Consider the following 23,005-nt stretch of genomic DNA (forward strand, 5'->3'; position numbering starts at 1 on the left):
TCAACAAAAAGTTATAGGTGTCGGAGTGGTTAAGCATTGTACAGAGATCATTTAGAGATCAAAAGACTCATTGTTGTAAGCATATGTATACCCCACCTAATGAGCACACCACTCCCTTTAAACTCAAAATGATACACCAGAGCAATGCATCTAAAGATTTTTATTCAACACGACTTTAATAAAGGTTATTAACCAACCAGCTCAAATCTGGAAAATTAGTTTGCAGCACACTTAAAATGGGCAACATTAAAAGTAAAGATATTTAATATCAATACCTTAGCTAAACCAAGTTGTCGTAACCATAAAATACGTCTATTGCAGACTTTTATCCCACTGTGTATACATGAATAACGATAAAATCTTTTAATACCTAAAATTAGTAAAACTTATGCCAAGCAACCACAACATCTTTGGCCACCCTAGAGGCCTATTTCTACTTTTTAGCACAGAGCTATGGGAACGTTTCTCTTACTATGCGATGCGCGCCATCCTTGTCTTATTTTTGACTGACACTACCCTCAACGGTGGACTGGGTTGGTCAACGAAAGACGCACTCGATCTCTACGGTATTTACACCGGTTTAGTCTACATCACACCATTAATTGGTGGCTGGATTGCCGATAACTACCTAGGTCAGCGTAAATCAATTCTGATTGGCGGTGTATTAATGGCACTTGGCCAATTTACACTGGCTCTACCTAACGGCTTCATCGGTTTAGACCAAGTGAACGCTCTGTACCTTGGTTTAGCACTGCTAATCAGTGGTAACGGTATGTTTAAGCCGAACATCTCAACCATGGTTGGCGATCTGTACCAAGAAGGCGATAACCGCCGTGACGGTGCTTTCACCATTTTCTACATGGGCATCAACTTAGGTGCGCTGCTTGGTGGCTTAATTTCAGGTGCTGCTGTCGATTCATTCGGTTGGAAAGCAGGTTTCCTAGCCGCTGGTATTGGTATGGTTATTAGCTTGATCATGCAAGTGACAATGGCTCAGTCTTGGTTAGGCAACATCGGTTCTGTACCTGCTGCTGCAAGAGCGAAAGCACTGAACAAATCTAAAGAAAAAGCGCCACTGACCAAAGAAGAGTTCGACAGACTAAAAGTGATTCTTATCATGGGTCTGTTCGTGATTGTATTCTGGGCGGGCTTTGAACAAGCTGGCGGCCTAATGAACATCTACACTCAACAATATACTGACCGTATGATTGGTGGCTTTGAAGTTCCTGCTGCGTGGTTCCAATCTTTGAACCCATTCTTCATCATTACACTTGCTCCAATCATTGCTGCGTTCTGGGTGAAACTGGGTAAGCGTGAACCCAACTCTCCTGTGAAGTTTGCAATGGCATTGTTCTTCTTAGCACTGGGCTTTGTGTGCATGATGGGCGCGGTAATGGAGCAAGGCGGTGACCTAACAGTGAAAACATCAATGCTATGGCTAGTCGGCGCTTTCTTCTTCCATACCCTTGGTGAGCTTTGTCTATCTCCTATTGGCCTGTCGTTGGTCACTAAGTTAGCTCCGCTTCGCCTAGCATCATTGATGATGGGTGCATGGTTTGGCTTCAATGCGGTGGCAAACTACGTGGCAGGCCTGGTTGGTTCTCACGTTGGTGAGCTTGGTGCTATGTCAATCTTCAGTGGTATTGCTATCACAGCAACGGTGAGTGGCATATTACTGCTGCTTTGTGCTGGTAAGCTTGTGTCATGGATGCACGGCGTAGAAACCAACATGACGCTTGAAGCAGAGCCTAAAGCTAAGCAAGCAACAGAGACATCTGCGGCTTAACTCTCAAGCTGTTTCAAAACGAAATATCCTGATCAAAAAGGGCTGCTCAATGAGCAGCCCTTTTGTTATTTGTATTATGCGCCTTAATGCTAACGATAAGTCATAATCAAGGCTCAGCATCTGTTAGCGATACAGCGCCACTAACTCTGCCATCATATCGATGTGCGAATCTCTGTCGTTCAGACACATAATGTAGCTAAAGTCCGAACCACCAGCGTCAATGAAAGTCTCTTTACACTGGTCTGAAATCTCTTCCAACGTTTCCAAACAGTCAACCGAAAAGGCAGGTGCCATAATGTCGATCTTCTTGATGCCTTTACTCGGCAGTGATTCAAGTGTCTCGTCAGTGTATGGCTTCAACCACTCTTCTCGACCAAATCGCGATTGGTATGTCATTGTGATATCGTCCGCTGACAAACCTAACTCTGCCGCAAGCAGCTTTGTTGTCGCTTCACAATGCTGAGGGTAGATATCGCCTTCATCAGCCAGTCGCTTCGGAATACCGTGGAAAGAACACACTAAATGATCGGCTCTGCCATTTTTATCCCAATGACTGCGGACGCTTTCAGCCAATGCTTTGGCATAGCTTGGGTGCGCGTAGTAGTCGCGAATAAAGCGATAGCTCGGGATAACTGGCATCTGCTTAAAGGCTTTGGTTAAACCATCAGAAACCGCCGCTGTGGTTGTACCAGAGTACTGCGGATATAAAGGCAGTACGATGATGTCCTCAACGCCCTGCTCCATCAGTTGCTCAACACCAGTCTTTAGGCTTGGGTTGCCATAGGTCATACCCAGTGCAACAGGCATCTCTAGCTTCTTCTGGAGCTTTTCAGCTTGTCTTTGAGAGTACACAAGCAGTGGTGAGCCTTCATCCATCCAGACAGACTGATACAGCTTAGCAACTTTAGGCGAGCGAATCGGTAAAATCACCCCATGTAATATAGGACACCAAAGCCAACGCGTTAGGTTTACAACTCGCTTGTCGTGTAAGAATTCACTCAAAAATCGACGAACGCCAGCGGGGGTCGCCGAATCTGGAGTTCCTAAGTTCACCAGTAAAACACCCTGCTTTTTATTATTTTCCATAGATACCTGAGACCAATATGTGATTTTCTGGAAAGTAATATACTAATCTGCATAAGTTTAAGATCATTGCGCCTCAATGAAAGTCTGAATAATCACTCTTCATATGAGATACACAACATCCACTCTCAATTGCTAGCCACTGCCATCGGGTCTGAACCGTTCTGAATCATGTGCAATCAAATTATCTAGATTGGTATCGTACTAAAAATTGAAACAAAAAAAGCGACCCTTAAGGTCGCTTCCAATATATCAAATTCTAAAACTGGCTGTTAGCCAATTATGCTAGTGCTTTCTCAAGTTCTGCACTAACTTCAGCAACTTGCTTAGTACCATCAAACTTAAGGTACTGAGTGTTGCCTGCTTCAGCTTCTTTACCGTAGTAAGAGATTAGCGGAGCTGTTTGATCGTGGTATACACCTAGACGTGCACGAACTGTTTCTTCTTTGTCGTCATCACGTACCACTAGGTCTTCACCCGTTACGTCATCTTTACCTTCTTCTTTAGGCGGATTGTACACAGTGTGGTATGTACGACCAGAAGGAAGGTGAGCACGACGACCAGCCATACGCTCAACAATCACATCGTCAGCTACGTCAAATTCAACAACGTAATCAACAGCGATGCCCATTTCTTTTAGGCCATCAGCTTGTGGGATTGTGCGTGGGAAACCGTCTAGTAGGAAACCTTTCTCACAGTCATCTTGAGCGATACGCTCTTTGATAAGACCAAGGATAATTTCATCAGAAACTAGCTGACCAGCGTCGATTACTGATTTTGCTTGCTTACCAAGCTCAGTACCCGCTTTGATAGCAGCACGTAGCATGTCACCAGTTGAAATTTGAGGGATACCAAATTTGTTCATGATGAAGTTAGCTTGAGTACCTTTACCCGCGCCAGGAGCACCTAGAAGAATGATGCGCATGTTTAATCCTCTTATAAAATTATGATTTATACCGAAGCTCACTATCCCTCCATTCTTGCTCATTTTTAGGATGAACAGAAAGCGTTAAGTAACCATTGAGGCTAAGCAAAACTGTGAACAGAAGCAAAACGGTAAGTTTCGGTATAACGTTTAAAAATCATACAACTGGAGATAGTCGCTTCTTAGCCCCAGCTGATTAGGTCGAGCATTCTATCACATTAATATTCAATTTGGCTGAATTTACGACTAAAGAATGCATCGACAACATTTGTTGTGACGATAACGGTGACGTTGACCACGTTAGGTCAATTTTCAACGACGTTCATAAAAAAAGCCCGCATTTGCGAGCTTTTTATTGTAATTGTTGGCTTAACCTAAAGTCGAAAGACTAACGCTTTGTTAGTAGCTCGTTGATTGCACCCAAGAATTGTGACGGATCTTCCATTGAGCCCTTTTCAGCCAGCATCGCTTGACCAAGTAGCAACTCAACCCAACGACCAAACTCTTGCTCGTCTGCTTCGTCAGCCATCTGTTTAACCAGTGCGTGCTCAGGGTTAATCTCGAAGATGTACTTCACTTCCGGTGCCGCTTGACCCGCAGCTTCAAGAAGCTTCGCCATTTGCGTGCCCATTTCGAAGTCGTCAGTCACAACAACCGCAGGTGTTGTTGCTAGCTTGAAGGTCGTACGAACTTCTTTAACACGACCACCTAGGTAAGATTGAGTGCGCTCTACAACAGATTTGAACTCTTCTTCTGTCTCTTTTTGCTTCTCTTTCTCTTCTTCACCTTCAAACTTGCTTAGATCTAAGCCAGCCTTTGTGATCGATTGGAACTGTTTGCCGTCGAAATCGGTTAAGTAGTTCATTACGTACTCATCGATGCGATCGTACATCAGCACCACTTCAATACCTTTTGCTTTAAACTGCTCCAAGTGCGGGCTGTTTTTAGCTGCTGCGTAGCTATCTGCTGTTAGGTAGTAAATCTTATCTTGGCCTTCTTTCATACGCTCAACGTAAGATGCTAGGCTGATTGTCTGGTCTGCAGAATCAACTTCTGTAGACGCGAAACGAAGAAGACCTGCGATCTTCTCTTTGTTTGCCATGTCTTCCGCTGGGCCTTCTTTCATTACAAGGCCAAACTCTTTCCAGAATTCTAGGTACTTTTCGTTGTCATTTTTCGCCATGCGCTCAAGCATTGTAAGTACACGCTTAGTACATGCACCACGAAGAGACTGAGTAACCTTGTTATCTTGAAGGATTTCACGCGATACGTTCAGTGGTAGATCGTTTGAGTCAATCAGACCGCGTACGAAACGCATGTAAGATGGCATGAACTGCTCTGCGTCATCCATGATGAATACACGCTGTACATAAAGTTTCAAGCCGCTCTTGTGGTCACGGTTCATCATATCCCAAGGTGCTTTTGCTGGGATGTAAAGCAGGCTTGTGTAATCGTTCTTACCTTCAACCTTGTTGTGGCTCCACGTTAGTGGATCAGCAAAGTCGTGAGATACATGTTTGTAAAACTCTTGGTACTCTTCTTTCTCAATGTCTGACTTGTTACGAGTCCAAAGCGCTTGAGCTTTGTTAATCTGTTCCCAATGTTTCTCTTCGGTGTCTTTACCTTCGTCATCTTTAACCGCAGTTAAGATAGAAACAGGGATACCAATGTGATCAGAATATTTACCAATCACTTCGCGCAGACGCCATTCATTTAAGAACTCTTTACCGTCTTCACGCATATGAAGAATAATGTCAGTACCACGAGACTCTTTAGTGATGTCTTCGATTGTGTAATCGCCTTCACCTGCAGAGTGCCATTGCACGGCTTCATTGCTTGCAAGACCTGCGGCACGTGTGCGAACCGTTACCGCATCAGCAACGATGAATGCTGAGTAGAAACCAACACCAAATTGACCAATCAATTGAGAGTCTTTGCTTTGGTCTTCAGATAGCTTTGAGAAAAAGTCTGCTGTACCTGATTTAGCAATGGTACCTAAATGTTCAATAACGTTGTCGCGGCTCATACCGATACCGTTATCAGAAATGGTTAACGTGTTTGCTTCCGCGTTGAAAGAAAGTTTTACACCTAGATCTGCATCACCTTGGTAAAGGTCACCGTTCGATAGAGCTTGAAAACGAAGCTTATCAGCCGCGTCAGATGCGTTAGAGATCAGCTCACGTAGAAATATTTCTTTATTTGAATACAGTGAGTGAATCATTAGATGAAGTAGTTGTTTTACTTCAGATTGAAAGCCACGAGTCTCTTTATTTTGCGTTGCCGTTTCGCTCATTTTTACTCCAAAACATCTATACTTTATGTTGAATAATCATAGGGGCGTAACACTTGATGCCACTCTTCTGTACATTAACATGAGGATGACAAATGTAAATTCAAGGTCAAAAATCATAAAAACACTGTTTTTTTTATCTGTTTTTATTATCCTTGAGCCTGATAAATATAAAAGAACATAAAATAAGCCATGATTTGGTGAAGAATTAACGGAACTTCACCTGAGATTTGTCTATTTCGCCCCCCAAAACAATCCAAAATAGAAGAATTCAATGAGTAATATCGGCACAAAGTTTATTCTCGCACAACGGTTCGTATTCGACCCAAACAGCAATTCACTTGTCGATCAAATGAGCGACGGTGAAGTCGTACGTCTTGGTAGCAATGAAAGCCGCATTCTCTTGATGCTGTCAGAAAGGCCTAATGAAGTTATCACTCGTAATGAATTGCATGAGTATGTTTGGCGAGACCAAGGCTTTGAGGTGGATGACTCAAGCTTAACGCAAGCCGTATCGACTCTGAGAAAGATGCTCAAAGACTCGACTAAATCTCCTGAATTCGTAAAGACAGTACCGAAGCGCGGTTACCAATTTATTGCGACCGTTGAGCGCTCTGCGCCACTGTCATCAAATGATCAGCCAGTAGCCGCTGAAATTGCAGAAAATGACGTTGAACCTATCCTAACGTTTGCAACGCCTGCAGCGACTGAACAAGCAATCACTGACACATTTGAACCTGAGCCAATTACAAAAGTTCAACAAACTAAAGTGGCAGTAGAACCAGCAACCGCTCCTGTTGTTGCTCCGGCTAAAAGCACCAATAAATGGTTAACATTTTGGTTACTGCTTGCCGCTTTCATCATGCCGATTCTCGTTTTAACGTTTACTACCCCGGCGGAGTCCGAGTTCACGGTTTTGACTGAAGTGGATGGTGTAAAGGTTCAATCACCGGTTAACCACCCAGACCTCAGCAGTTGGCTGCCAGCAATAGAAAAGTGTGTATTAAGTTACAACACGAGTCACACTGGTGTGTTAAAGCCGGCTGAAGTGATCGCTACAGGAGGACAAACCAATAACCTTGCCCTCAATTACATTCACCCGCAAGATTACTCGAGCGAAAATGTAACCCTAAGAATTTACGCAAACCAGTCGGATGTAAACGACATTTGTAACGGTGGTAAGTAACATGAAATTAAAAGTATCGATTATCTTACTGGTTCTATCGGCATTTTTGAGTGGTTGGCTATATTGGAGCAGCAATGCAAAAGTAGAGCGCTTGCTCACTCAGCATGAATGGCAGTCGAGAATGGTGACGCTGATTAGCGATAACAAGCAAGCTGACTCAATCGGCCCACTTCGTAGAGTTGAACTATCATCGAATGCGAAATACCTACCAAATGGTACATATTTAAGAATGTCAGTGGTTAGACTTTACGGTAATCAAACTGAGCCTGCGAATGTCATCAACATCTCTGAAACGGGTCAGTGGGATATTAACGATAACTACTTACTGGTTTCGCCAACGGAGTTTAAAGATGTGACCTCGGCTCAGCGCCAAGACTTTTCAGAAGAACAGCTAGAGCTGATCACTCAAGTCATTAAGATGGACGCAGAGCAAAGCCGCCGCATAGATATTGTTAACCCGAAGGCACTGCTACTGACTAGCTTAAATCATGGTTCTACCGTATTGTTTTCAAACTAAGATTGGATCGCTATTTACTGTTTATGAATAGCTGAATACCATGAAACGGTAAACCAATAGAAAAAAGGGGCATGAAGCCCCTTTTTTGTTAGCCGTTGGTATCAAATTACGGATGTAGCATTTTAAGGATTAACCATGAAAACGGAACAACCTAATCTGGCGCCAGCGAAAGAGACAGCAACAAAAGCCACAATCGCGATACACTATTGCCGTCAATGCAATTGGATGCTTCGCTCTAGTTGGTTATGCCAAGAGCTACTGCATACCTTCTGCGAAGAAATTGAACAAGTGAGCTTACACCCAGACACAGGAGGCAGGTTCGAAATCTTTTGTAATGGTGTGCAGATTTGGGAAAGAAAAGCAGATGACGGTTTTCCAGAGGCGAAAGTTCTGAAGCAAAGAGTCCGAAACATCATTGCTCCAGACAGAGATCTCGGCCACGTGGACTCAAAATAAGCCCTTTTACGGCCGATCCAATGATTTAAAGCTGACCACTCACGAGAACATCACCTTCAAGGCTAATGACTTTGAAGGTATTGTTTTCATAGATGCCATAGCTCGCCGCGTGTCCCTCTCGTGGGAATGTCACCGAGCTAGGGTTAAAGATAAAGATGTCATCTTGGTATTCGGCGACAGGAATATGGGTATGACCGTGTGCAATGATATCGCCCGCCTTCAACGCTGGGCGTTTATTGGTGTTATACAAATGACCATGGGTTAGAAAGATACGCTGACCTGATTCCAATAACACCCATGAGTAATCCATCATCATTGGAAAAGACAACAGCATTTGATCCACTTCACTGTCGCAGTTACCACGAACGGCGATGATCTCTTGAGAAAACGCATTCAACTTCTCTGCAACCGCCGGTGGATTGTATCCTTCTGGAATCGGATTTCTTGGCCCATGATTCAGAATGTCACCCAATAGCACTAAATATTGCGCACCAGACGCTTGGTAGAGTTCTAATACCTTTTCTGTTGCTGGCAGCGAACCGTGTAGGTCTGAAGCAAAAAATAATTTCACACGTACTTCTCCATAAAATTTATGAGCCTATTGTACGTATCTAAATGCTACACGTCATCTCTCGCCATACCGTTGATCACGATATTATTGTAACTAACCATACCGACTATCTTGTGATCACGAACTACTGGCGCGCGACTGATACCAAAGCGTTCAAACAGGCGAGCGCAATACTTTACGTTCATCTCAGCAGACACGCTTAGCGCTGGCTTGGTCATGATTTCATAAACATTAGTTCGCTTCGGAGATCGATTTTTAGCCAACACTTTCTTTGCTATATCATTCATCAACACGATACCGTACTCGTCATCCTCGTGGCGTTTATCGACAATGATTGCTTTCACTTTGTGCTTCTTAGCCATCTCTATCGCTTCTAACACCGTAGTTAGCCCATCGATAATCACATACGTATTGGCCATGACATCGCCTACTCGGATCTTTTCACTGGTACTCATAGCTCATCCTCCACAACCTTTGTTAACGTCTCAACTTGATGCGCAACGCCGACTGCATCTTCCACATCTATCTGTACTGCAATACCCTGTCCCGATTCTTGGTCAAACTCCCCCACCTCACTAATTCTTTCAAGAATATGCCTTGCTAGATGCTCCTCAACGACAAACAGCAACACATCTTTTTGTACCTCTAGCGTTAGGCCAAAGAAGGTGGTTTTTTGGTTTAAGCCCTGCCCTCTGGCATTATTAATCACGGTTGCTCCGGTTGCGCCCGCATCACGCGCGGCATCGAGCACAATGTCGGTTTTGCTCTCTTCTACAAACGCTAGGATAAGTTTAAAGCGCATCTTTGCTCTCCTTAGAGGTGTGTAAACGGTTTAACCATTGGGTTATTTGGGCGTAGCTCATCACCGAAATGATGGGGAACAAACTCGCAAAGGCGATTAAGCCGAAACCGTCTATTACTGGATTTCGTCCCGGTACAGTTGAAGCAAGCCCTAATCCAAGAGCCGTCACTAAAGGTACAGTCACGGTAGATGTCGTAACCCCGCCTGAATCGTAGGCCAATGGAATGATCAATTTGGGGGCGTAAAAGGTTTGAATCACCACAATGACATAGCCACAAATAATGTAGTAATGGATAGGATCGCCCGCAACGATACGGTAGCTACCTAATGAGATACCGATGGCAACGCCTAATGCCACGGCGATTCTCAGTCCGTTAACACTGATACTGCCACCGGATACTTGGTTTGCCTTAATCGCTACAGCAATCAAAGAAGGCTCGGCTATCGTGGTACTAAAACCAATACAAAACGCAAACAGGTAAACCCAGTAATAATCAAACCAAGCCAATGAAAGACCAGAACTGATCTTAAACTCAGTCAAAAAGCTTGGTTCGGTGAGTTGCATTGCCATCGTCTCCCCTAGAGGGAATAACGCGAGCTCCAACCCCATCAAAAAGAGTGATAAGCCAAGAATGACGTAAAAGAAACCGATGAGCACTTTGGCAAGGTTATTGACAGGCTTACGCAGTACCACTAACTGAAAACCGAAGATGATCACCGCAATCGGAATCACATCCATCACAGTGCCTAGAAAGGTGTCGATAAATTGCTGCACACTGATCATGTCACCACCATCCCGTACACCATGACAAACATCATCGGCAGCAGTGAAGCAAAGGCGATCAATCCAAAGCCATCAATCATCGGGTTTCGTCCTTTAATCGCCGAGGCTAAACCCACCCCTAATGCGGTCACTAACGGAACGGTGATCGTCGATGTTGTGACACCGCCAGAGTCGTACGCAATCCCAATAATGTTTTCAGGGGCGAAAGCGGTGAGCACCACGACTCCAATATAACCACCGATGATCATGTACTGAATTGGCCAGCCTTTTAAGATCCGAAGTACTCCTAATAGAATGGCAATACCGACCGATAACGCCACGGTGAAGCGCAGGCCATCGGCATATTGTTCCCTTTCATCTAAAGAGTTGGGAATAACACCACCTTCAGCTGCAACTTCTGCTGCTTCAGCAGCCACTGCGGTTAACGCGGGTTCGGCAATGGTGGTACCAAAACCTAAACAGAAAGCGAAGGTCAATAACCAAAACACGCTCCCCTTGCGAGCAAAAGCTTGAGCCATCGACTCGCCGATTGGGAACAGACCCATTTCAAGGCCAAAGATAAAGAAAGTCAGCCCAAAGACCACCAACACTAAGCCAGTTAGAATAGACAAAAGATGAGGGAGTGGTTCTTGCAAAACAGCAAGCTGGAAGAAAGCAATCACCGCCACGATCGGCAAGAGATCCCTTAGGCTACCTAACATGGCTCGAAACAAAGCAAGCACTGCCGTCATCGCAACTCCTTGTGACTGAAATTGTGTCTGGTTATTAATTACTAATAATCATGGCAAATCCTTATCATTCCTTATGTGACAAATATTACGCAGTTGGTAACATATCCGAGTAAAGTGCATAAGTGTGATGACGGTACACATCCTGACTTGATGAATTTAATTTCACTCCTTTGTAAATTGGAAAAGGCGTAATTTGGGCATCACACGATTGAAACCTTATGATCGTTATAGTGATTTTTTCGTATTGATTGGCGACTAAAAACAAGCCATGTCTATAATTATGTTTAATAGGGAGATTGGTATGAAGATATTGTTAACGGGTGGTACTGGATTTATTGGCTCTGAATTGGTCAAGAGTTGGAACACTGACGACGTGACATTGCTGACGCGGAGTCCTGAAAATGCGAAGCAAAACCTAAATCACCTCAACCAGAACAACCTTCATTACATTCAATCCCTTGATGAGCTCAGTGATCTCAATGACTTTGATGTGGTGGTCAACCTCGCGGGTGAACCGATTGCCGATAAGCGTTGGAGTACAGAGCAAAAAGAGAGGATCTGTAACAGTCGCTGGCACATCACTGAAAAGCTGGTCGAACTAATTCATGCCAGTAGCAACCCGCCACACGCTTTTATTAGCGGTTCAGCCGTGGGTTACTATGGCGATCAACAGCAGCACCCGTTTGACGAGTCACTGCAAGTAGAAGATGAAAGCTTTCCTCATAAAGTCTGTGCCCACTGGGAAGAGATAGCCAAGAGAGCACAATCAGAAAGCACACGCGTGATACTACTGCGAACAGGGGTTGTACTTGGCGAGAATGGCGGCGCACTCAAGAAGATGCTATTGCCTTATAAACTCGGCGTCGGTGGTCCAATAGGTTCAGGTGAGCAGTACATGCCATGGATTCACATTCTCGATATGGTGAGAGCCATCAATCACTTGTTGTCTATCCCTCACGCTCAAGGGGAATTCAATATGTGTGCCCCTCACCCTGTGACCAACAAACTGTTCAGCAGCACGTTAGCGAAACAATTAGGCCGACCGCATTTCTTGTTCACGCCGAAATGGGCAATGTCGATTCTCATGGGGGAATCATCTTGTTTGCTATTTGACAGCATTCGCTCCAAGCCGAAGAAACTCACTGAGATGGGATTCATCTTTAGTTACTCAAGAATCGAGCCAGCACTAAAAAACTTGTTACAACATCAAGACTAATTCTTTACCCTAGAGCGATAGAGACTCTAATAAAGGATTAAGTGTGAACAAGTCGATTCTGATTACCGGTTGCTCAACAGGTATTGGCTATACATGTGCTCATGCACTTCAAAAGCGTGGTTTTCATGTCATTGCATCTTGTCGTGATCCACAAGATGTTCAACGCCTTCAAGATGAAGGCCTCACCTGTATTCAATTAGATCTTTCCAACCAAGAAAGTATTGAGCATGGCGCCAAGCTTGCTATTGATCTCGCACCTAATGGATTGTATGGATTATTCAATAACGGTGCTTACGGTCAAGCAGGGGCACTAGAAGACTTACCGACCCAAGGACTCAGAGAACAATTCGAAACTAACTTCTTTGGTTGGCATCATCTCGTCTGTCAGATCCTTCCGCACATGCGCGAGCGTGGCGAAGGTCGAATCGTACAAAACAGTTCCGTATTAGGTTTTGCAGCCATGAAGTATCGTGGTGCTTATAATGCTTCTAAATTCGCGATTGAGGGTTGGACAGATACCTTACGATTAGAACTGCATGGCAGCGGTATACAGATCTCATTACTGCAACCAGGGCCAATTGAGACTCAATTTAGAACCAATGCCTTGAAAGCGTTCAATAAATGGATCAACATTTCTGGCAGCGCCCACCAAGACGCTTACCAACAACAAAAAGATCGACTCGAAAAAGAATCATCGAATAACGCTTTTGTCCTGCCTCCAGAAAGTTGTATTGAGCCGGTATTCCATGCTCTCACCGCCGACAAACCCAAGCTAAGATACCGAGTTACGACCCCGACTAAAGTGTTCGCGGTATTGAAAAGGATTCTACCGAGTCGCTTGCTAGACCCTATTTTGAGAAAAGCTGCATAAATTACTAACTTTGAATGCAGAGTCGCAAACTTTAATGTAACGATGTAATTTTTCCGTAACAATAAGATGTCATGATTATCCTATCCCATCAGTTATTCCCAATTGATGGTTCTACTCTGGAAATCTCATGACTTTAAACCGCCTTAATTGGGTAGGTGTGGGTCTGGCGATTACGTTGTTTATTCTGTTTTGAGTATCTCACGCAACGCCTCACTGACTACCTCGATGATAACGCTATGCCTTCCATGTTGAGATAACAATTATATCAACATCGAAGCATAGCGTTTTTCTATTTTTGGTTCTTTTTATCCGAGATAACCGAGTTAGATCTTGAAGTTACCGACTAATCCCCCCATATTTGCAACGTATCCACAAAACAAACCTCAAGGAACGTAAATGCAATCTCCGCATATTGTTGAACTTAATGAGCAGAACTTTCGTCAAGTATTAGAAGGTTCGATGCAGACCCCTGTACTCATCCATTTTTGGGCACCAATGAGCCAAGAGAGCGCCCAAGTCATTCCTGAACTGCAAACTTTAACTCAGCAATACAACGGTGCCTTCACCTTAGCCCTGCTCAATTGCGAACAAGAGCAAGCTATTGCTAGCCAGTTTGGTGTTCAAGCACTGCCCACTATTGCACTGTTTGTTAATGGTCAGCCAGTCGATGGGCTCGGTGGCCCTCAAAGCATAGAAGCTATTGTCGATATGCTCAGCAAACACCTTCCTAGCCAAGATGAACTTGCTTTGCGTCAGGCTCTTGAGCAAATGCAAGCTGGCGAGCACACACAGGCACTAGCAGCGATGCAGCAACTTCCAGCAGAGCTGACGAATAAAGGTGAAGTAAAACTGGCGATCGCAGAGTGTTTGTTAGAAACGCAACAATTTGACCTTGCTGAAACTCAGCTAGCAACTATCCCTCTTGAGTACCAAGACAACTACTACAAAGGCTTAGTTGCAAAGCTTGAACTTCATAAACAAGCAGCAGACAGCCCTGAAATACAAGCATTAGAAGCAGCTCTTCAGCAAAATCCGAGCGACGCTAAAACAGCATCTGAATTAGCATTGCAATATCACCAAGTGAACCGCAGTGAAGAAGCTATGGATCTATTATGGTCTTTCCTAGCCAAAGATCTTAATGCTCTCGATGGTGACATGAAGAAAGAGTTCATGGACATCTTGAGTGCGCTTGGACAAGGTAACCCAGTTGCCAGTAAGTACCGTCGACAACTGTACTCTCTGCTTTACTAGTTAAACCTAAAAAGCCGTAGATTAAACATCGAAAATTGACAATTCAATCAATTAGTTTATCGCATAATAGAATGTAAAATGGGCCATAAAATCAATATTTTATGGCCCATTTCTCGTTTATAAATTTGCTCAGAATTTAAATATGAGCCAGTATCAATACTGAACTATCAAAAACTCAAACTTGCAAAGGATTTTGTATGCCTATTGATACCTTGATTACTATCGGCGTCTTTACTGCCGTCGCACTGTTATTTATCTTCGCTGGCGTAAAAACCGTTCCACAAGGCAACAACTGGACCGTTGAACGCTTCGGGCGATACACACACACCCTTAAACCGGGTCTTAACTTAATCATTCCATTTATTGATAAAGTTGGACAGCGCATCAGCATGATGGAGCGTGTTCTCGACATCCCAGCACAAGAAGTCATCTCCAAAGATAATGCAAATGTGGTTATCGATGCGGTTTGTTTTGTTCAAGTTATCGACGCGCCTAAGGCAGCTTATGAAGTGAATGACCTTGAACATGCGATCCGTAACTTAACCCTCACCAATATCCGTACTGTGCTTGGCTCGATGGAACTGGATGAGATGCTGAGTCAGCGTGACATGATCAATACCAAGCTACTGAACATCGTTGATGAAGCGACAAACCCTTGGGGCGTAAAAGTCACCCGTATCGAAATTAAAGACGTACAGCCACCAGCAGACCTTACTGCTGCGATGAATGCCCAGATGAAAGCCGAGCGTAATAAACGTGCTGATATCTTAGAAGCAGAAGGTGTACGACAAGCTGAGATCTTGAAAGCAGAAGGCCACAAGCAATCAGAGATCCTGAAAGCAGAAGGTGAGAAGCAAGCGGCAATATTGCAAGCAGAAGCCCGTGAGCGTGCCGCAGAAGCAGAAGCTAAAGCGACAGAAATGGTATCAACGGCAATTGCTCAAGGTGACATGCAAGCGGTCAATTACTTCATTGCACAAGGTTACACCGACGCATTGAAATCTATAGGCCAAGCTGAAAACGGCAAGATCATCATGCTACCACTCGAAGCAACTGGCCTTATGGGTTCTGTAGCGGGTATCGCGGAGATGTTTGCACATAAGAATGACAAAGGTAGTAAGGACTAACTTATGGTCGAATTACTAGAACAAGTAAACCACTGGCATTGGTTAGCGTTTGGTCTAGCATTGTTAGCGCTTGAGCTAATTGGAACCGCTGGTTACTTTTTATGGATAGGCATATCTGCCATGCTGGTCGGTGCCCTATTAGGAGCATTACCAATTGGTTGGCAGATGCAATGGCTGTCCTTTGCTAGCTTCTCTCTTATTACCACTTGGTTGTGGTGGAGAAGACAACTCTCGAATGACAAGCAATCGGATGCAGGGCGAGAGTTAAACCAAAGAGAAAAGCAATTGGTAGGTCAAACCGTTATTTTAAGTGAAGACGTAAAGAAAGGTAGCTGTCGAATTAAGTTCGGTGACTCTTCTTGGTCAGCAAAGGCCAGTCAAGATATTCCATCTGGAACCGAAATTAAGATTGTCGCTTTAGACGGAATCGTTCTAATAATAGAACCTTTATAAACAAGAGCTATATGAAGCCTGCATTTTCAATAAATGCAGGCTTTTTCTATTTTTGAACCTTAATAATATTCGAATTATCATTGCGATAGATTGAATTGAAAAAAAAATAAGTTCTTATTTCGTAAAGCTAAAAAGTTTGATTGAGCTAAAAAGGTATAAGAAAGCCAGATTTCTTACCCAATATATATATGAATAGTTAACCTTACTCTCGCTTATTTATAATTATTAAAAATGTTAAGTCCGTCCAATTTTTGAAATTTTCTTTTCCTTGTCCATACTTTCAATTATCTCAATTAGAGATAAACCTAATGGAGTTTGTATGAGACATTTTTTAATAATTCTAACGGCTATTTTCAGCTTGTCATTTGGAAGCGCTCTAGCGAGCAGTCAGTCTCCTGGTAACGGAAACATGGGGCCTATCGTTAAGTGTTCAGATGGTAACGCAGTCACTCATGTACCACTGTTGATCTGTAAACATTACGGCGGAAAGGTGCTGTGATAGGTGCTGTGATAGGTGATTAAAGTCAGGCTAGTAATGAAATTGCTGCCTGACGATTATTTAGAACTGGAATAACCTAACTGCGGCCAGATAGATTATTCAAGATAGGACATTCCGTTGAAGTATCTCCAGGGCAGTCATGTACCCAAGATTGTAGCTGCACCTTCATCTTGTTTAACTCCGCAAGCTTCAACTCTATTTCATCTAACTTCTGAGTAGCCTTCTTCTTTACTTCGTAGCTTTGTCTGTTGGGATTCATTGCCAACTCAACCAGTGACTTACACTCATCGAGAGTGAAACCAACCATTTTAGCTCTCAAAACGAACTCTAACTGTTCGATATGAATCTCGCCATATTGCCTGTAACCATTTTCTGATCGGTGCGGTGGGCTCATCATGCCTTTACTTTCGTAAAAACGAATGGATTTCGCTGTTGTACCAACACGCTTCGCTACTTCACCAATATTCACAATCTTACCTGTAAGCCTAAAATGAAAAACCGCAGTACTGCTGTTATACAATACTGCGGTTGAAAAACATAGCTAGAGACTTACGTTAGAAGCCTACTCTTGCTCTAATAGCCAAATCATAGTTTGAGATTTTTCTTCGCTGTTTAGCTTATTGAACCAATATGAAACCATTTCGATTTCTTTTGAGCCTTCTAGTGATGTTGGGGTAGCGTTTTTACGATTCTTGAATGCCCAATCAGTCACAGCAGCTTGCTCTTCTTTTGTCGCTTGACCATACCAGTAATTAACCATCTCTTGAGCTTGAGACGCTTTTGGTTCTTCAGCAACTACAGCCGCAACAGGTACCGCAACCGGAGCAACAGCGATAGCCGTATGATTATTTGCACCGTTATAAATTGTGTCGATATACGCTTTCGGCACAATGAAAGTTGTACTCATCACTGAGTTTTGTCCATCAAGTGTAAATTCTAAATTCTTTTTTCTTGCTTGCTGGATGTCAGCTTCGCTCAATGGAAATTTAATATACTGAGTCTTTGTGCAGTGTTCGCTGCAGCTCTCTCTTGGAAGTTGTCTCTCTTCAAGGTCTATCGTCTTACCAAAAAAGCTAACGGTTTCGTATTCTTTATAGCTCTGGAAATAGCTTACATCCATGGTAATGGAAGATTCTGGAGCCGAATTCTGCGTTATTTCTTTGTTGTATGTAAAGTAGAGTGACGATTTCAGGATGTCTGCCCCGACATTCGCTTTACTTTCCGCTACATAAGATTGCCCAGTCACTTGAATGTAGCCACCTTTTGGCTGTACATCTGCAACTGAGTCTACAAAATTACTTTGTGAATCGAGTGAACTACAAGCTCCCAAAAATAATGATAATACGACTACACTAACTTTATTCATTATGACTAATTCCTTATGTTCACTATGGAAAAACGCTGGCAAACAAAATTTACCAGCGTTTTGATTTTTATCTAACTGTTTAAGCTAAAGATTCTAGCTTAGAAACCGTATTCAAGACCAACGCGAGTTACGATATCTGTATCAGCGTCACCAACAGTACGACCCGCTACACGTAGGTAAGGTACGAAACCGTTATGAACAGCCATTAACTGACCAGAAATAGTGTTGCTGTCTGAGTTAGCGTCTTTCTTACCGTTTGTTTCAGACTCAAGGTTAGCTGCGTAGCCTAGTTTGAAACCGATTGGACCATTCCAGTATTGACCGATGATAGAGTAAGAATCTTGAGTTACTTTGCGGATGCTGTTATCTAGCTCTTCGCCTTTATATGCTGCAGCGAAACCGAAACCTGCTGGTAGGCTAGCTTCGAAACCAACAATGTATGCGAATGTATCATCATCGTAACCAGCTACTTCAGGAGCCTGTTCTGGGTTACCGTTTTCATCAAAAGACCAATCACCACCAGACGCGGCAACGACACGAGTACCAGATTCAACCGCACCCATTAATGTTACTTTCTCGAAGCTGTACTTAGCACTTGCGCCAACAAAGTTTGCGTCACGAGTTGCTGCACCACCACCGTTGTCGTTATCGTCACGACCAACAGAAGCTGCAAAAGAGAAACCGCCAAATTTAGCTGAATCGTAACGAACTTGGTTAGATTGACGATCGTAGTGACCGTTGATGCCGCCCCAATCGAATACAGAACCTAGACCAGGGTTAGAGAATGGCCAGTCGACGATTTCGTATAGTGGAGTAAGAACACGACCCACACGCAGGTTACCCCAAGAGCCAGAAGCACCAACGAACGTATCACGGAAACCAAGCACACCGCCTGAAACGCCGCCATGACCCCAGTCTGTGCTATCTACGTAGCCAGATTCAATCTGCATTGTGATTAATAGGTCATCAAACATCTCTTTATGAGCACGGAAGCCGATACGAGATTCATTCTCTACAGCGTAACCAGTACTAGAGTCGTTGTTGTCAGTTGTGTTGTAGTTAACTAGAGAGATAGCTGCAACACCGTATACGTCAACGTTGAAATCAGAGTTGATACCAACTTCTTTCGCCATTACGCCTGTCGATAAAAGTGCAACGGATGCACCTAGTAGAGTACGTTTGAAAATTTTGTTTTCCATGGAATAAAACTCCTAAAAATGGATATAGCTGTTTGAATATTCCCCGCCTAAAGTTGGCCGCCGTAGAGAGAAATACCTTTTCTTGTTTGAGAACCCTAAACTCTGAATTCTCTATTTCCTTTCTGGTTATACACATCATGTGCATCCATGGCATTAAGACTAACTTCGCCCTCAAAAAGATCAATGAGAACTTAATTTTCATCTAAAAAAATATGAGTTGGTGCAAATTTAATAGGTACTTAGTGATCCAGATCGATAAATAGAAAAATCCTCACCAAAACAAAATCAATACCAATAAATTCAACAACTTGAGGCAATTATCACTTTGTAAAAATAGATATGACTCGCATTTTTGATACAACTACAATGGTATTTCATTAATGTTGAGCAGCGTCACTGTCCTGATTTTAGAGTTCGTATAGGAACAAAATTCTCAACAATTAAAAAGCCCTCATTTTTATATCAGAAACAAAAAAGGCACTCCCTTGAAAGGAGTGCCTTTGAGCTTTTTTTATCTGTATTTACTTACGAAATAAGGGCTATTAGATCTTCTTCTGTTCTTATTTCGATACCTAAATCTTGTGCTTTAGTTAATTTAGAACCCGCAGCTTCACCGGCAAACAAGATGTCCGTTTTCTTCGATACGCTACCCGTCACTTTCGCACCTAATGCTTGTAACGCAGCTTTAGCTTCACTTCGACCTAATTGCGACAATGAGCCTGTTAACACAACGACTTTACCTTCTAATGGTAGCTCTTGGTCATCGGCAGCTTCTTTGATGATTGGCCAATTCACACCTAGCTCTATCAGCTGATCGACGACCGCTCTGTTTTTCTCTTGTGAGAAGAAGCTGGTGATATGGCTAGCAACGATGTCACCAATATCTGACACTTCAACTAATTGTTCATGAGTAGCTGCTTGAACCAGTTCCAACGTCTTAAAGTGTTGCGCTAAGTTCATCGCTGTCGCCTCACCGACTTCACGAATACCGAGTGAATAGAGGAAACGCGCTAACGTCGTGTCTTTAGCTTTATTCAACGCACTCACGACGTTCTGTGCCGATTTAGGCCCCATTCGGTCAAGAACAGTAATCACGCCAGCACTTAGCTTAAATAAATCAGCAGGTGTTTCGACCATTTCACGGTCCACAAGCTGCTCAATAACTTTCACGCCCAGTCCATCAACGTCTAGCGCCTTTCTAGAAACAAAGTGTTTAAGTGCTTCTTTACGCTGCGCCTGACAGACTAAACCGCCAGTACAACGCGCTACAGCTTCACCTTCTACACGCTCAACCGCAGAACTACATACTGGGCAAGCATCAGGGAAAACAATGTCTCTAGCCGTTTCAGGGCGACGATCTAGTACAACAGCCACTATTTGTGGAATAACGTCACCTGCACGGCGAATAATAACGCTGTCGCCTACCTTCACGCCTAAACGCGCAATCTCATCGGCATTGTGTAAAGTGGCATTGCTGACCGTCACGCCACCAACGAAGATAGGTTCAAGTTTAGCAACCGGCGTAATAGCGCCAGTACGGCCCACCTGAAATTCAACGTCATTGAGCAGTGTAATCTCTTCTTGAGCTGGGAACTTATAAGCAATTGCCCAACGTGGCGCTCGTGCAACAAAGCCAAGTACTTCTTGAGCCGCGATATCGTCGACTTTGATAACAACGCCATCAATCTCGTAAGCCAGAGCATCACGACGAGTCATAATATCTTGGTAATAGGCTTTCACGTCTTCGAGAGAGCTCAGTTGCTTAGTCTCGGGGCACATAGGTAAGCCCCAACCTTTAAGCTGTAAAAAGCGTTGGTAGTGACTATTTGATAGCTCAGCGCCTTGTACAACACCGACACTGTATGCGTAGAAAGCTAGCGGACGTTTCGCAGTAATACGAGAATCAAGCTGACGCAGGCTACCTGCGGCGGCATTACGTGGGTTAACAAATACTTTCTCGCCTTTCTTCAACGCCATCTCATTCAACTTATCGAAACCCGCTTTTGGCATAAACACTTCGCCACGAACTTCAATACGCTGCGGCCAGCCTTCACCTTGTAACTTAAGTGGGATAGAGCTGATCGTACGCACGTTTTCAGTGATGTTTTCACCCGTCGCACCGTCACCACGTGTCGCAGCCTGAACTAAAGTACCATTCACATAGAGTAGGCTAACGGCAAGGCCATCAAGCTTAGGTTCACAACAGAAAGTCTTGAGGTTAGCGGTTGGCGCTCTATCAGACATTCGCTTATTGAACGCATCCAAATCTTCATCAGAGAAAGCATTGTCCAGAGAAAGCATTGGGATCTCATGAGTCACTTGAGTGAAACCATCGAGAGGCTGACCACCAACACGTTGGCTCGGAGAATCTACCGTCACTAGTTCCGGGTTCTCTTCTTCGATCTTTAGCAATTGCTGCATTAATCGATCGTACTCGACATCAGGGATCTCAGGGCTATCTTCTACGTAATAACGAACGGCGTGATAATGCAGAGTTTCTCTTAACTGCTCTAAGGTAACTTGAATCGATTCTTTCATATCATTCTCTATCGTGATTGAAATATCAAAAAGGGCTCCCTTAGGAGCCCTTTTCTATAAATATAGATTATTTACAAGGCTAAACAATACGGCTAGGTATTCGATGCCGTCATAAAGTCTCTGATTTGCTTGCGGTAGTCAGATAAACGGTTTGGTGTCATTAAGTTGCGTGACTCATCCAACACGTTTCCGCCCATATCGTCGGCAATTTTCTGCGCCGCACTCAGCATCACATTGAAGTTTTGATCAGCTTGACCATAACAAGGCAACGTCATAAAGAACGAAATACCTTTAGTCGTGAAGTCAGCAGGATCATCATGTTCTAGCGTTCCTGGCTGCATCATGTTTGCAACGCTGAAAATAACCTTTGGTGTATCTGTAGATTGTGCAAAGCAGTGGTAGATAGACATCTCACCATAAGTTAAACCGTTGTTCTCCATACTGCGGAAAAGTTCAGTACCAACGAATGGGATCTCTCCAGCACAGTGAACATTAAGAACGATCACTTCTAAACCAAGTTCTTCATCTGGTTTTGCTTCTTCAACAGTCGCACTTTGCGGAGTCACGACTTCTTTCGCTACAACTGGCTCTCTTTGAGTAAGCGTTTCGTTTGGAACGACTGGCTCATCAACTGGCTCAGAAGGTTCTTCAAACGAACCGTACTGCTCTTTAAAGCCGGCATGGTTTTCTTTTTGCTCGTCAGTCAACTCAAAGCTTGGAACTTCAGGCTCAACGACCTTCTCTTCCTCAATCACTTCAGGTTCACTTTCAACCTTAATTGGGTCTTCTACGCTGAAAGAAGGAAGATCATTCAATTCGATGTCATCTTCGTAAGCTTCTTTCGCTTGTGGCGCTGTTAGCGGGTCTGAGTCGATCAGCGGATCAGTCTCAGAGGGTGAAACAGCAAAATCCGGCTCTTTACGTTCTTTTCGGATTATCTCAAAATCATCTTCTGGGGCGAATGAACGATTTGGAATAGTTTCGGCTTCATCTAAGCTGTCGTTATCAAGCTTACCGAGCGGCTTATCTCCAAACTTTGCTTTCCCTTCTTTTTTACTCGTCCATAGACCATGGAACAATAATGCGGCGATAGCTAATGCGCCAACAATAATGAGTACAAATCGCAATTCCTGCATTTTTCGCTCTCAGCTTTCTTAGTCAACTAGCTATAAACACGCTGTCACTAAGTTGGGTTAATTTGGCTAATCTCACTACTCTATCAAAAGTAGCCACTGTTTTAGAACAACTTAATACAATTAGTTCCTTACATGGTGTGATTTTCACCACGCTTTTTTTCTTAATTTCGGTCGAGTACACTAGACATGTTTGCTATTTAACCAAATTCACATGTGAC

At 43.6% G+C, this 23,005-nt stretch carries 23 protein-coding genes; 10 read left to right on the forward strand and 13 right to left on the reverse strand.

Annotation, left to right across the window (positions count from 1 at the left end; genetic code table 11):
* Positions 1–388 precede the first annotated feature (388 nt).
* Positions 389–1,786, forward strand: a complete 1,398-nt coding sequence (locus tag ACED41_RS00090; RefSeq protein ID WP_017062198.1) for a peptide MFS transporter — start codon at positions 389–391, stop codon at positions 1,784–1,786.
* Between the two features lie 123 nt (positions 1,787–1,909).
* Here ACED41_RS00090 and hemH read toward each other — a convergent pair whose 3' ends face one another.
* The 3 genes from hemH to htpG form a co-directional block, all read right to left on the reverse strand.
* Positions 1,910–2,872, reverse strand: coding sequence for a ferrochelatase (gene hemH / locus ACED41_RS00095; protein ID WP_017063404.1), 963 nt, complete (start codon positions 2,870–2,872; stop codon positions 1,910–1,912).
* A gap of 277 nt (positions 2,873–3,149) precedes the next feature.
* Positions 3,150–3,794: an adenylate kinase gene (gene adk / locus ACED41_RS00100; protein WP_017062200.1), complete on the reverse strand. Its 645-nt coding sequence runs from the start codon at positions 3,792–3,794 to the stop codon at positions 3,150–3,152.
* 388 nt (positions 3,795–4,182) lie between these two features.
* On the reverse strand, positions 4,183–6,087 hold the full coding sequence (htpG, locus tag ACED41_RS00105) for a molecular chaperone HtpG (protein ID WP_371724303.1): 1,905 nt from the start codon (positions 6,085–6,087) through the stop codon (positions 4,183–4,185).
* A gap of 271 nt (positions 6,088–6,358) precedes the next feature.
* Between htpG and ACED41_RS00110 the strand changes: the two genes are divergently transcribed.
* The 3 genes from ACED41_RS00110 (at position 6,359) to ACED41_RS00120 (ending at position 8,243) form a co-directional block, all read left to right on the forward strand.
* Positions 6,359–7,270, forward strand: a complete 912-nt coding sequence (locus ACED41_RS00110) for a transcriptional regulator (RefSeq protein ID WP_017072436.1) — start codon at positions 6,359–6,361, stop codon at positions 7,268–7,270.
* Position 7,271: 1 nt separating this feature from the next.
* On the forward strand, positions 7,272–7,787 hold the full coding sequence (locus ACED41_RS00115; RefSeq protein ID WP_017063402.1) for a regulatory protein ToxS: 516 nt from the start codon (positions 7,272–7,274) through the stop codon (positions 7,785–7,787).
* A gap of 135 nt (positions 7,788–7,922) precedes the next feature.
* Positions 7,923–8,243, forward strand: a complete 321-nt coding sequence (locus ACED41_RS00120) for a SelT/SelW/SelH family protein (protein ID WP_371724304.1) — start codon at positions 7,923–7,925, stop codon at positions 8,241–8,243.
* Between the two features lie 25 nt (positions 8,244–8,268).
* Here ACED41_RS00120 and yfcE read toward each other — a convergent pair whose 3' ends face one another.
* Genes yfcE through ACED41_RS00145 form a run of 5 tightly spaced genes read right to left on the reverse strand, consistent with a single transcriptional unit; the run spans position 8,269 to position 11,131 of the window.
* Complete coding sequence (yfcE, locus tag ACED41_RS00125; RefSeq protein ID WP_265970450.1) at positions 8,269–8,814, reverse strand: phosphodiesterase; 546 nt, start codon at positions 8,812–8,814, stop codon at positions 8,269–8,271.
* 47 nt (positions 8,815–8,861) lie between these two features.
* Entirely contained in the window at positions 8,862–9,269 is a 408-nt protein-coding gene (locus ACED41_RS00130; protein ID WP_076646480.1) for a CBS domain-containing protein, read from the reverse strand.
* Positions 9,266–9,616 carry a P-II family nitrogen regulator gene (locus ACED41_RS00135; RefSeq protein ID WP_371724305.1) on the reverse strand — a complete coding sequence of 117 codons (351 nt, stop codon included), beginning with the start codon at positions 9,614–9,616 and terminating at the stop codon, positions 9,266–9,268. The genes ACED41_RS00130 and ACED41_RS00135 overlap by 4 nt, the downstream gene beginning before the upstream one ends.
* Positions 9,606–10,400, reverse strand: a complete 795-nt coding sequence (locus tag ACED41_RS00140) for a DUF1538 domain-containing protein (RefSeq protein ID WP_108117863.1) — start codon at positions 10,398–10,400, stop codon at positions 9,606–9,608. Before ACED41_RS00140 ends, ACED41_RS00135 begins: the two co-directional genes overlap by 11 nt.
* The gene (locus ACED41_RS00145) at positions 10,397–11,131 is read right to left on the reverse strand and encodes a DUF1538 domain-containing protein (RefSeq protein ID WP_017079455.1); all 735 of its coding nucleotides are present in this window, start codon (positions 11,129–11,131) and stop codon (positions 10,397–10,399) included. The genes ACED41_RS00140 and ACED41_RS00145 overlap by 4 nt, the downstream gene beginning before the upstream one ends.
* Positions 11,132–11,432: 301 nt before the next feature.
* On the opposite strand from ACED41_RS00145, the gene ACED41_RS00150 reads away from it, so the two are divergent.
* From ACED41_RS00150 to ACED41_RS00175, 6 genes are all read left to right on the forward strand, one after another.
* Positions 11,433–12,347 (forward strand): TIGR01777 family oxidoreductase, encoded by a 915-nt coding sequence (locus ACED41_RS00150; protein ID WP_102393248.1) that lies wholly within the window; start codon positions 11,433–11,435, stop codon positions 12,345–12,347.
* A 43-nt stretch (positions 12,348–12,390) separates the two neighbouring features.
* On the forward strand, positions 12,391–13,218 hold the full coding sequence (locus ACED41_RS00155) for an SDR family oxidoreductase (protein ID WP_017061923.1): 828 nt from the start codon (positions 12,391–12,393) through the stop codon (positions 13,216–13,218).
* A 396-nt stretch (positions 13,219–13,614) separates the two neighbouring features.
* Positions 13,615–14,469, forward strand: coding sequence for a co-chaperone YbbN (locus ACED41_RS00160; RefSeq protein ID WP_017061924.1), 855 nt, complete (start codon positions 13,615–13,617; stop codon positions 14,467–14,469).
* A 197-nt stretch (positions 14,470–14,666) separates the two neighbouring features.
* Positions 14,667–15,596: an SPFH domain-containing protein gene (locus ACED41_RS00165; protein WP_017063395.1), complete on the forward strand. Its 930-nt coding sequence runs from the start codon at positions 14,667–14,669 to the stop codon at positions 15,594–15,596.
* Between the two features lie 3 nt (positions 15,597–15,599).
* A complete protein-coding gene (locus tag ACED41_RS00170) occupies positions 15,600–16,049 on the forward strand; it encodes an NfeD family protein (RefSeq protein WP_017061926.1) in 450 nt (149 codons plus the stop codon).
* Positions 16,050–16,368: 319 nt separating this feature from the next.
* Entirely contained in the window at positions 16,369–16,548 is a 180-nt protein-coding gene (locus ACED41_RS00175; RefSeq protein ID WP_017061927.1) for a hypothetical protein, read from the forward strand.
* Between the two features lie 76 nt (positions 16,549–16,624).
* On the opposite strand, the gene cueR is transcribed toward ACED41_RS00175, so the two are convergent.
* The 5 genes from cueR to zipA all read right to left on the reverse strand — a co-directional run bounded on the left by cueR (position 16,625) and on the right by zipA (position 22,787).
* The gene (gene cueR / locus ACED41_RS00180; protein WP_017061928.1) at positions 16,625–17,017 is read right to left on the reverse strand and encodes a Cu(I)-responsive transcriptional regulator; all 393 of its coding nucleotides are present in this window, start codon (positions 17,015–17,017) and stop codon (positions 16,625–16,627) included.
* A gap of 93 nt (positions 17,018–17,110) precedes the next feature.
* Positions 17,111–17,914 carry a DUF2057 family protein gene (locus tag ACED41_RS00185; RefSeq protein WP_065583820.1) on the reverse strand — a complete coding sequence of 268 codons (804 nt, stop codon included), beginning with the start codon at positions 17,912–17,914 and terminating at the stop codon, positions 17,111–17,113.
* 98 nt (positions 17,915–18,012) lie between these two features.
* Complete coding sequence (locus ACED41_RS00190) at positions 18,013–19,113, reverse strand: porin (RefSeq protein WP_371724306.1); 1,101 nt, start codon at positions 19,111–19,113, stop codon at positions 18,013–18,015.
* Between the two features lie 525 nt (positions 19,114–19,638).
* Positions 19,639–21,651 (reverse strand): NAD-dependent DNA ligase LigA, encoded by a 2,013-nt coding sequence (gene ligA / locus ACED41_RS00195; protein WP_371724307.1) that lies wholly within the window; start codon positions 21,649–21,651, stop codon positions 19,639–19,641.
* Positions 21,652–21,743: 92 nt separating this feature from the next.
* Positions 21,744–22,787 carry a cell division protein ZipA gene (gene zipA / locus ACED41_RS00200; protein WP_371724308.1) on the reverse strand — a complete coding sequence of 348 codons (1,044 nt, stop codon included), beginning with the start codon at positions 22,785–22,787 and terminating at the stop codon, positions 21,744–21,746.
* Positions 22,788–23,005: the final 218 nt, after the last annotated feature.

It is taken from the genome of Vibrio sp. 1F255, assembly GCF_041439145.1.
GTDB classification, from domain to species: domain Bacteria; phylum Pseudomonadota; class Gammaproteobacteria; order Enterobacterales; family Vibrionaceae; genus Vibrio; species Vibrio crassostreae_C.

What these genes read in the sequence shown, in the direction of transcription:
- ACED41_RS00090 (WP_017062198.1), top strand. Translation starts at nt 389, where the DNA reads ATGCCAAGCAACCACAACATCTTTGGCCACCCTAGAGGCCTATTTCTA.
- hemH (WP_017063404.1), bottom strand. Translation starts at nt 2,872, where the DNA reads ATGGAAAATAATAAAAAGCAGGGTGTTTTACTGGTGAACTTAGGAACT.
- adk (WP_017062200.1), bottom strand. Translation starts at nt 3,794, where the DNA reads ATGCGCATCATTCTTCTAGGTGCTCCTGGCGCGGGTAAAGGTACTCAA.
- htpG (WP_371724303.1), bottom strand. Translation starts at nt 6,087, where the DNA reads ATGAGCGAAACGGCAACGCAAAATAAAGAGACTCGTGGCTTTCAATCT.
- ACED41_RS00110 (WP_017072436.1), top strand. Translation starts at nt 6,359, where the DNA reads ATGAGTAATATCGGCACAAAGTTTATTCTCGCACAACGGTTCGTATTC.
- ACED41_RS00115 (WP_017063402.1), top strand. Translation starts at nt 7,272, where the DNA reads ATGAAATTAAAAGTATCGATTATCTTACTGGTTCTATCGGCATTTTTG.
- ACED41_RS00120 (WP_371724304.1), top strand. Translation starts at nt 7,923, where the DNA reads ATGAAAACGGAACAACCTAATCTGGCGCCAGCGAAAGAGACAGCAACA.
- ACED41_RS00130 (WP_076646480.1), bottom strand. Translation starts at nt 9,269, where the DNA reads ATGAGTACCAGTGAAAAGATCCGAGTAGGCGATGTCATGGCCAATACG.
- ACED41_RS00135 (WP_371724305.1), bottom strand. Translation starts at nt 9,616, where the DNA reads ATGCGCTTTAAACTTATCCTAGCGTTTGTAGAAGAGAGCAAAACCGAC.
- ACED41_RS00140 (WP_108117863.1), bottom strand. Translation starts at nt 10,400, where the DNA reads ATGATCAGTGTGCAGCAATTTATCGACACCTTTCTAGGCACTGTGATG.
- ACED41_RS00145 (WP_017079455.1), bottom strand. Translation starts at nt 11,131, where the DNA reads ATGACGGCAGTGCTTGCTTTGTTTCGAGCCATGTTAGGTAGCCTAAGG.
- ACED41_RS00150 (WP_102393248.1), top strand. Translation starts at nt 11,433, where the DNA reads ATGAAGATATTGTTAACGGGTGGTACTGGATTTATTGGCTCTGAATTG.
- ACED41_RS00160 (WP_017061924.1), top strand. Translation starts at nt 13,615, where the DNA reads ATGCAATCTCCGCATATTGTTGAACTTAATGAGCAGAACTTTCGTCAA.
- ACED41_RS00165 (WP_017063395.1), top strand. Translation starts at nt 14,667, where the DNA reads ATGCCTATTGATACCTTGATTACTATCGGCGTCTTTACTGCCGTCGCA.
- ACED41_RS00170 (WP_017061926.1), top strand. Translation starts at nt 15,600, where the DNA reads ATGGTCGAATTACTAGAACAAGTAAACCACTGGCATTGGTTAGCGTTT.
- ACED41_RS00175 (WP_017061927.1), top strand. Translation starts at nt 16,369, where the DNA reads ATGAGACATTTTTTAATAATTCTAACGGCTATTTTCAGCTTGTCATTT.
- ACED41_RS00185 (WP_065583820.1), bottom strand. Translation starts at nt 17,914, where the DNA reads ATGAATAAAGTTAGTGTAGTCGTATTATCATTATTTTTGGGAGCTTGT.
- ACED41_RS00190 (WP_371724306.1), bottom strand. Translation starts at nt 19,113, where the DNA reads ATGGAAAACAAAATTTTCAAACGTACTCTACTAGGTGCATCCGTTGCA.
- ligA (WP_371724307.1), bottom strand. Translation starts at nt 21,651, where the DNA reads ATGAAAGAATCGATTCAAGTTACCTTAGAGCAGTTAAGAGAAACTCTG.
- zipA (WP_371724308.1), bottom strand. Translation starts at nt 22,787, where the DNA reads ATGCAGGAATTGCGATTTGTACTCATTATTGTTGGCGCATTAGCTATC.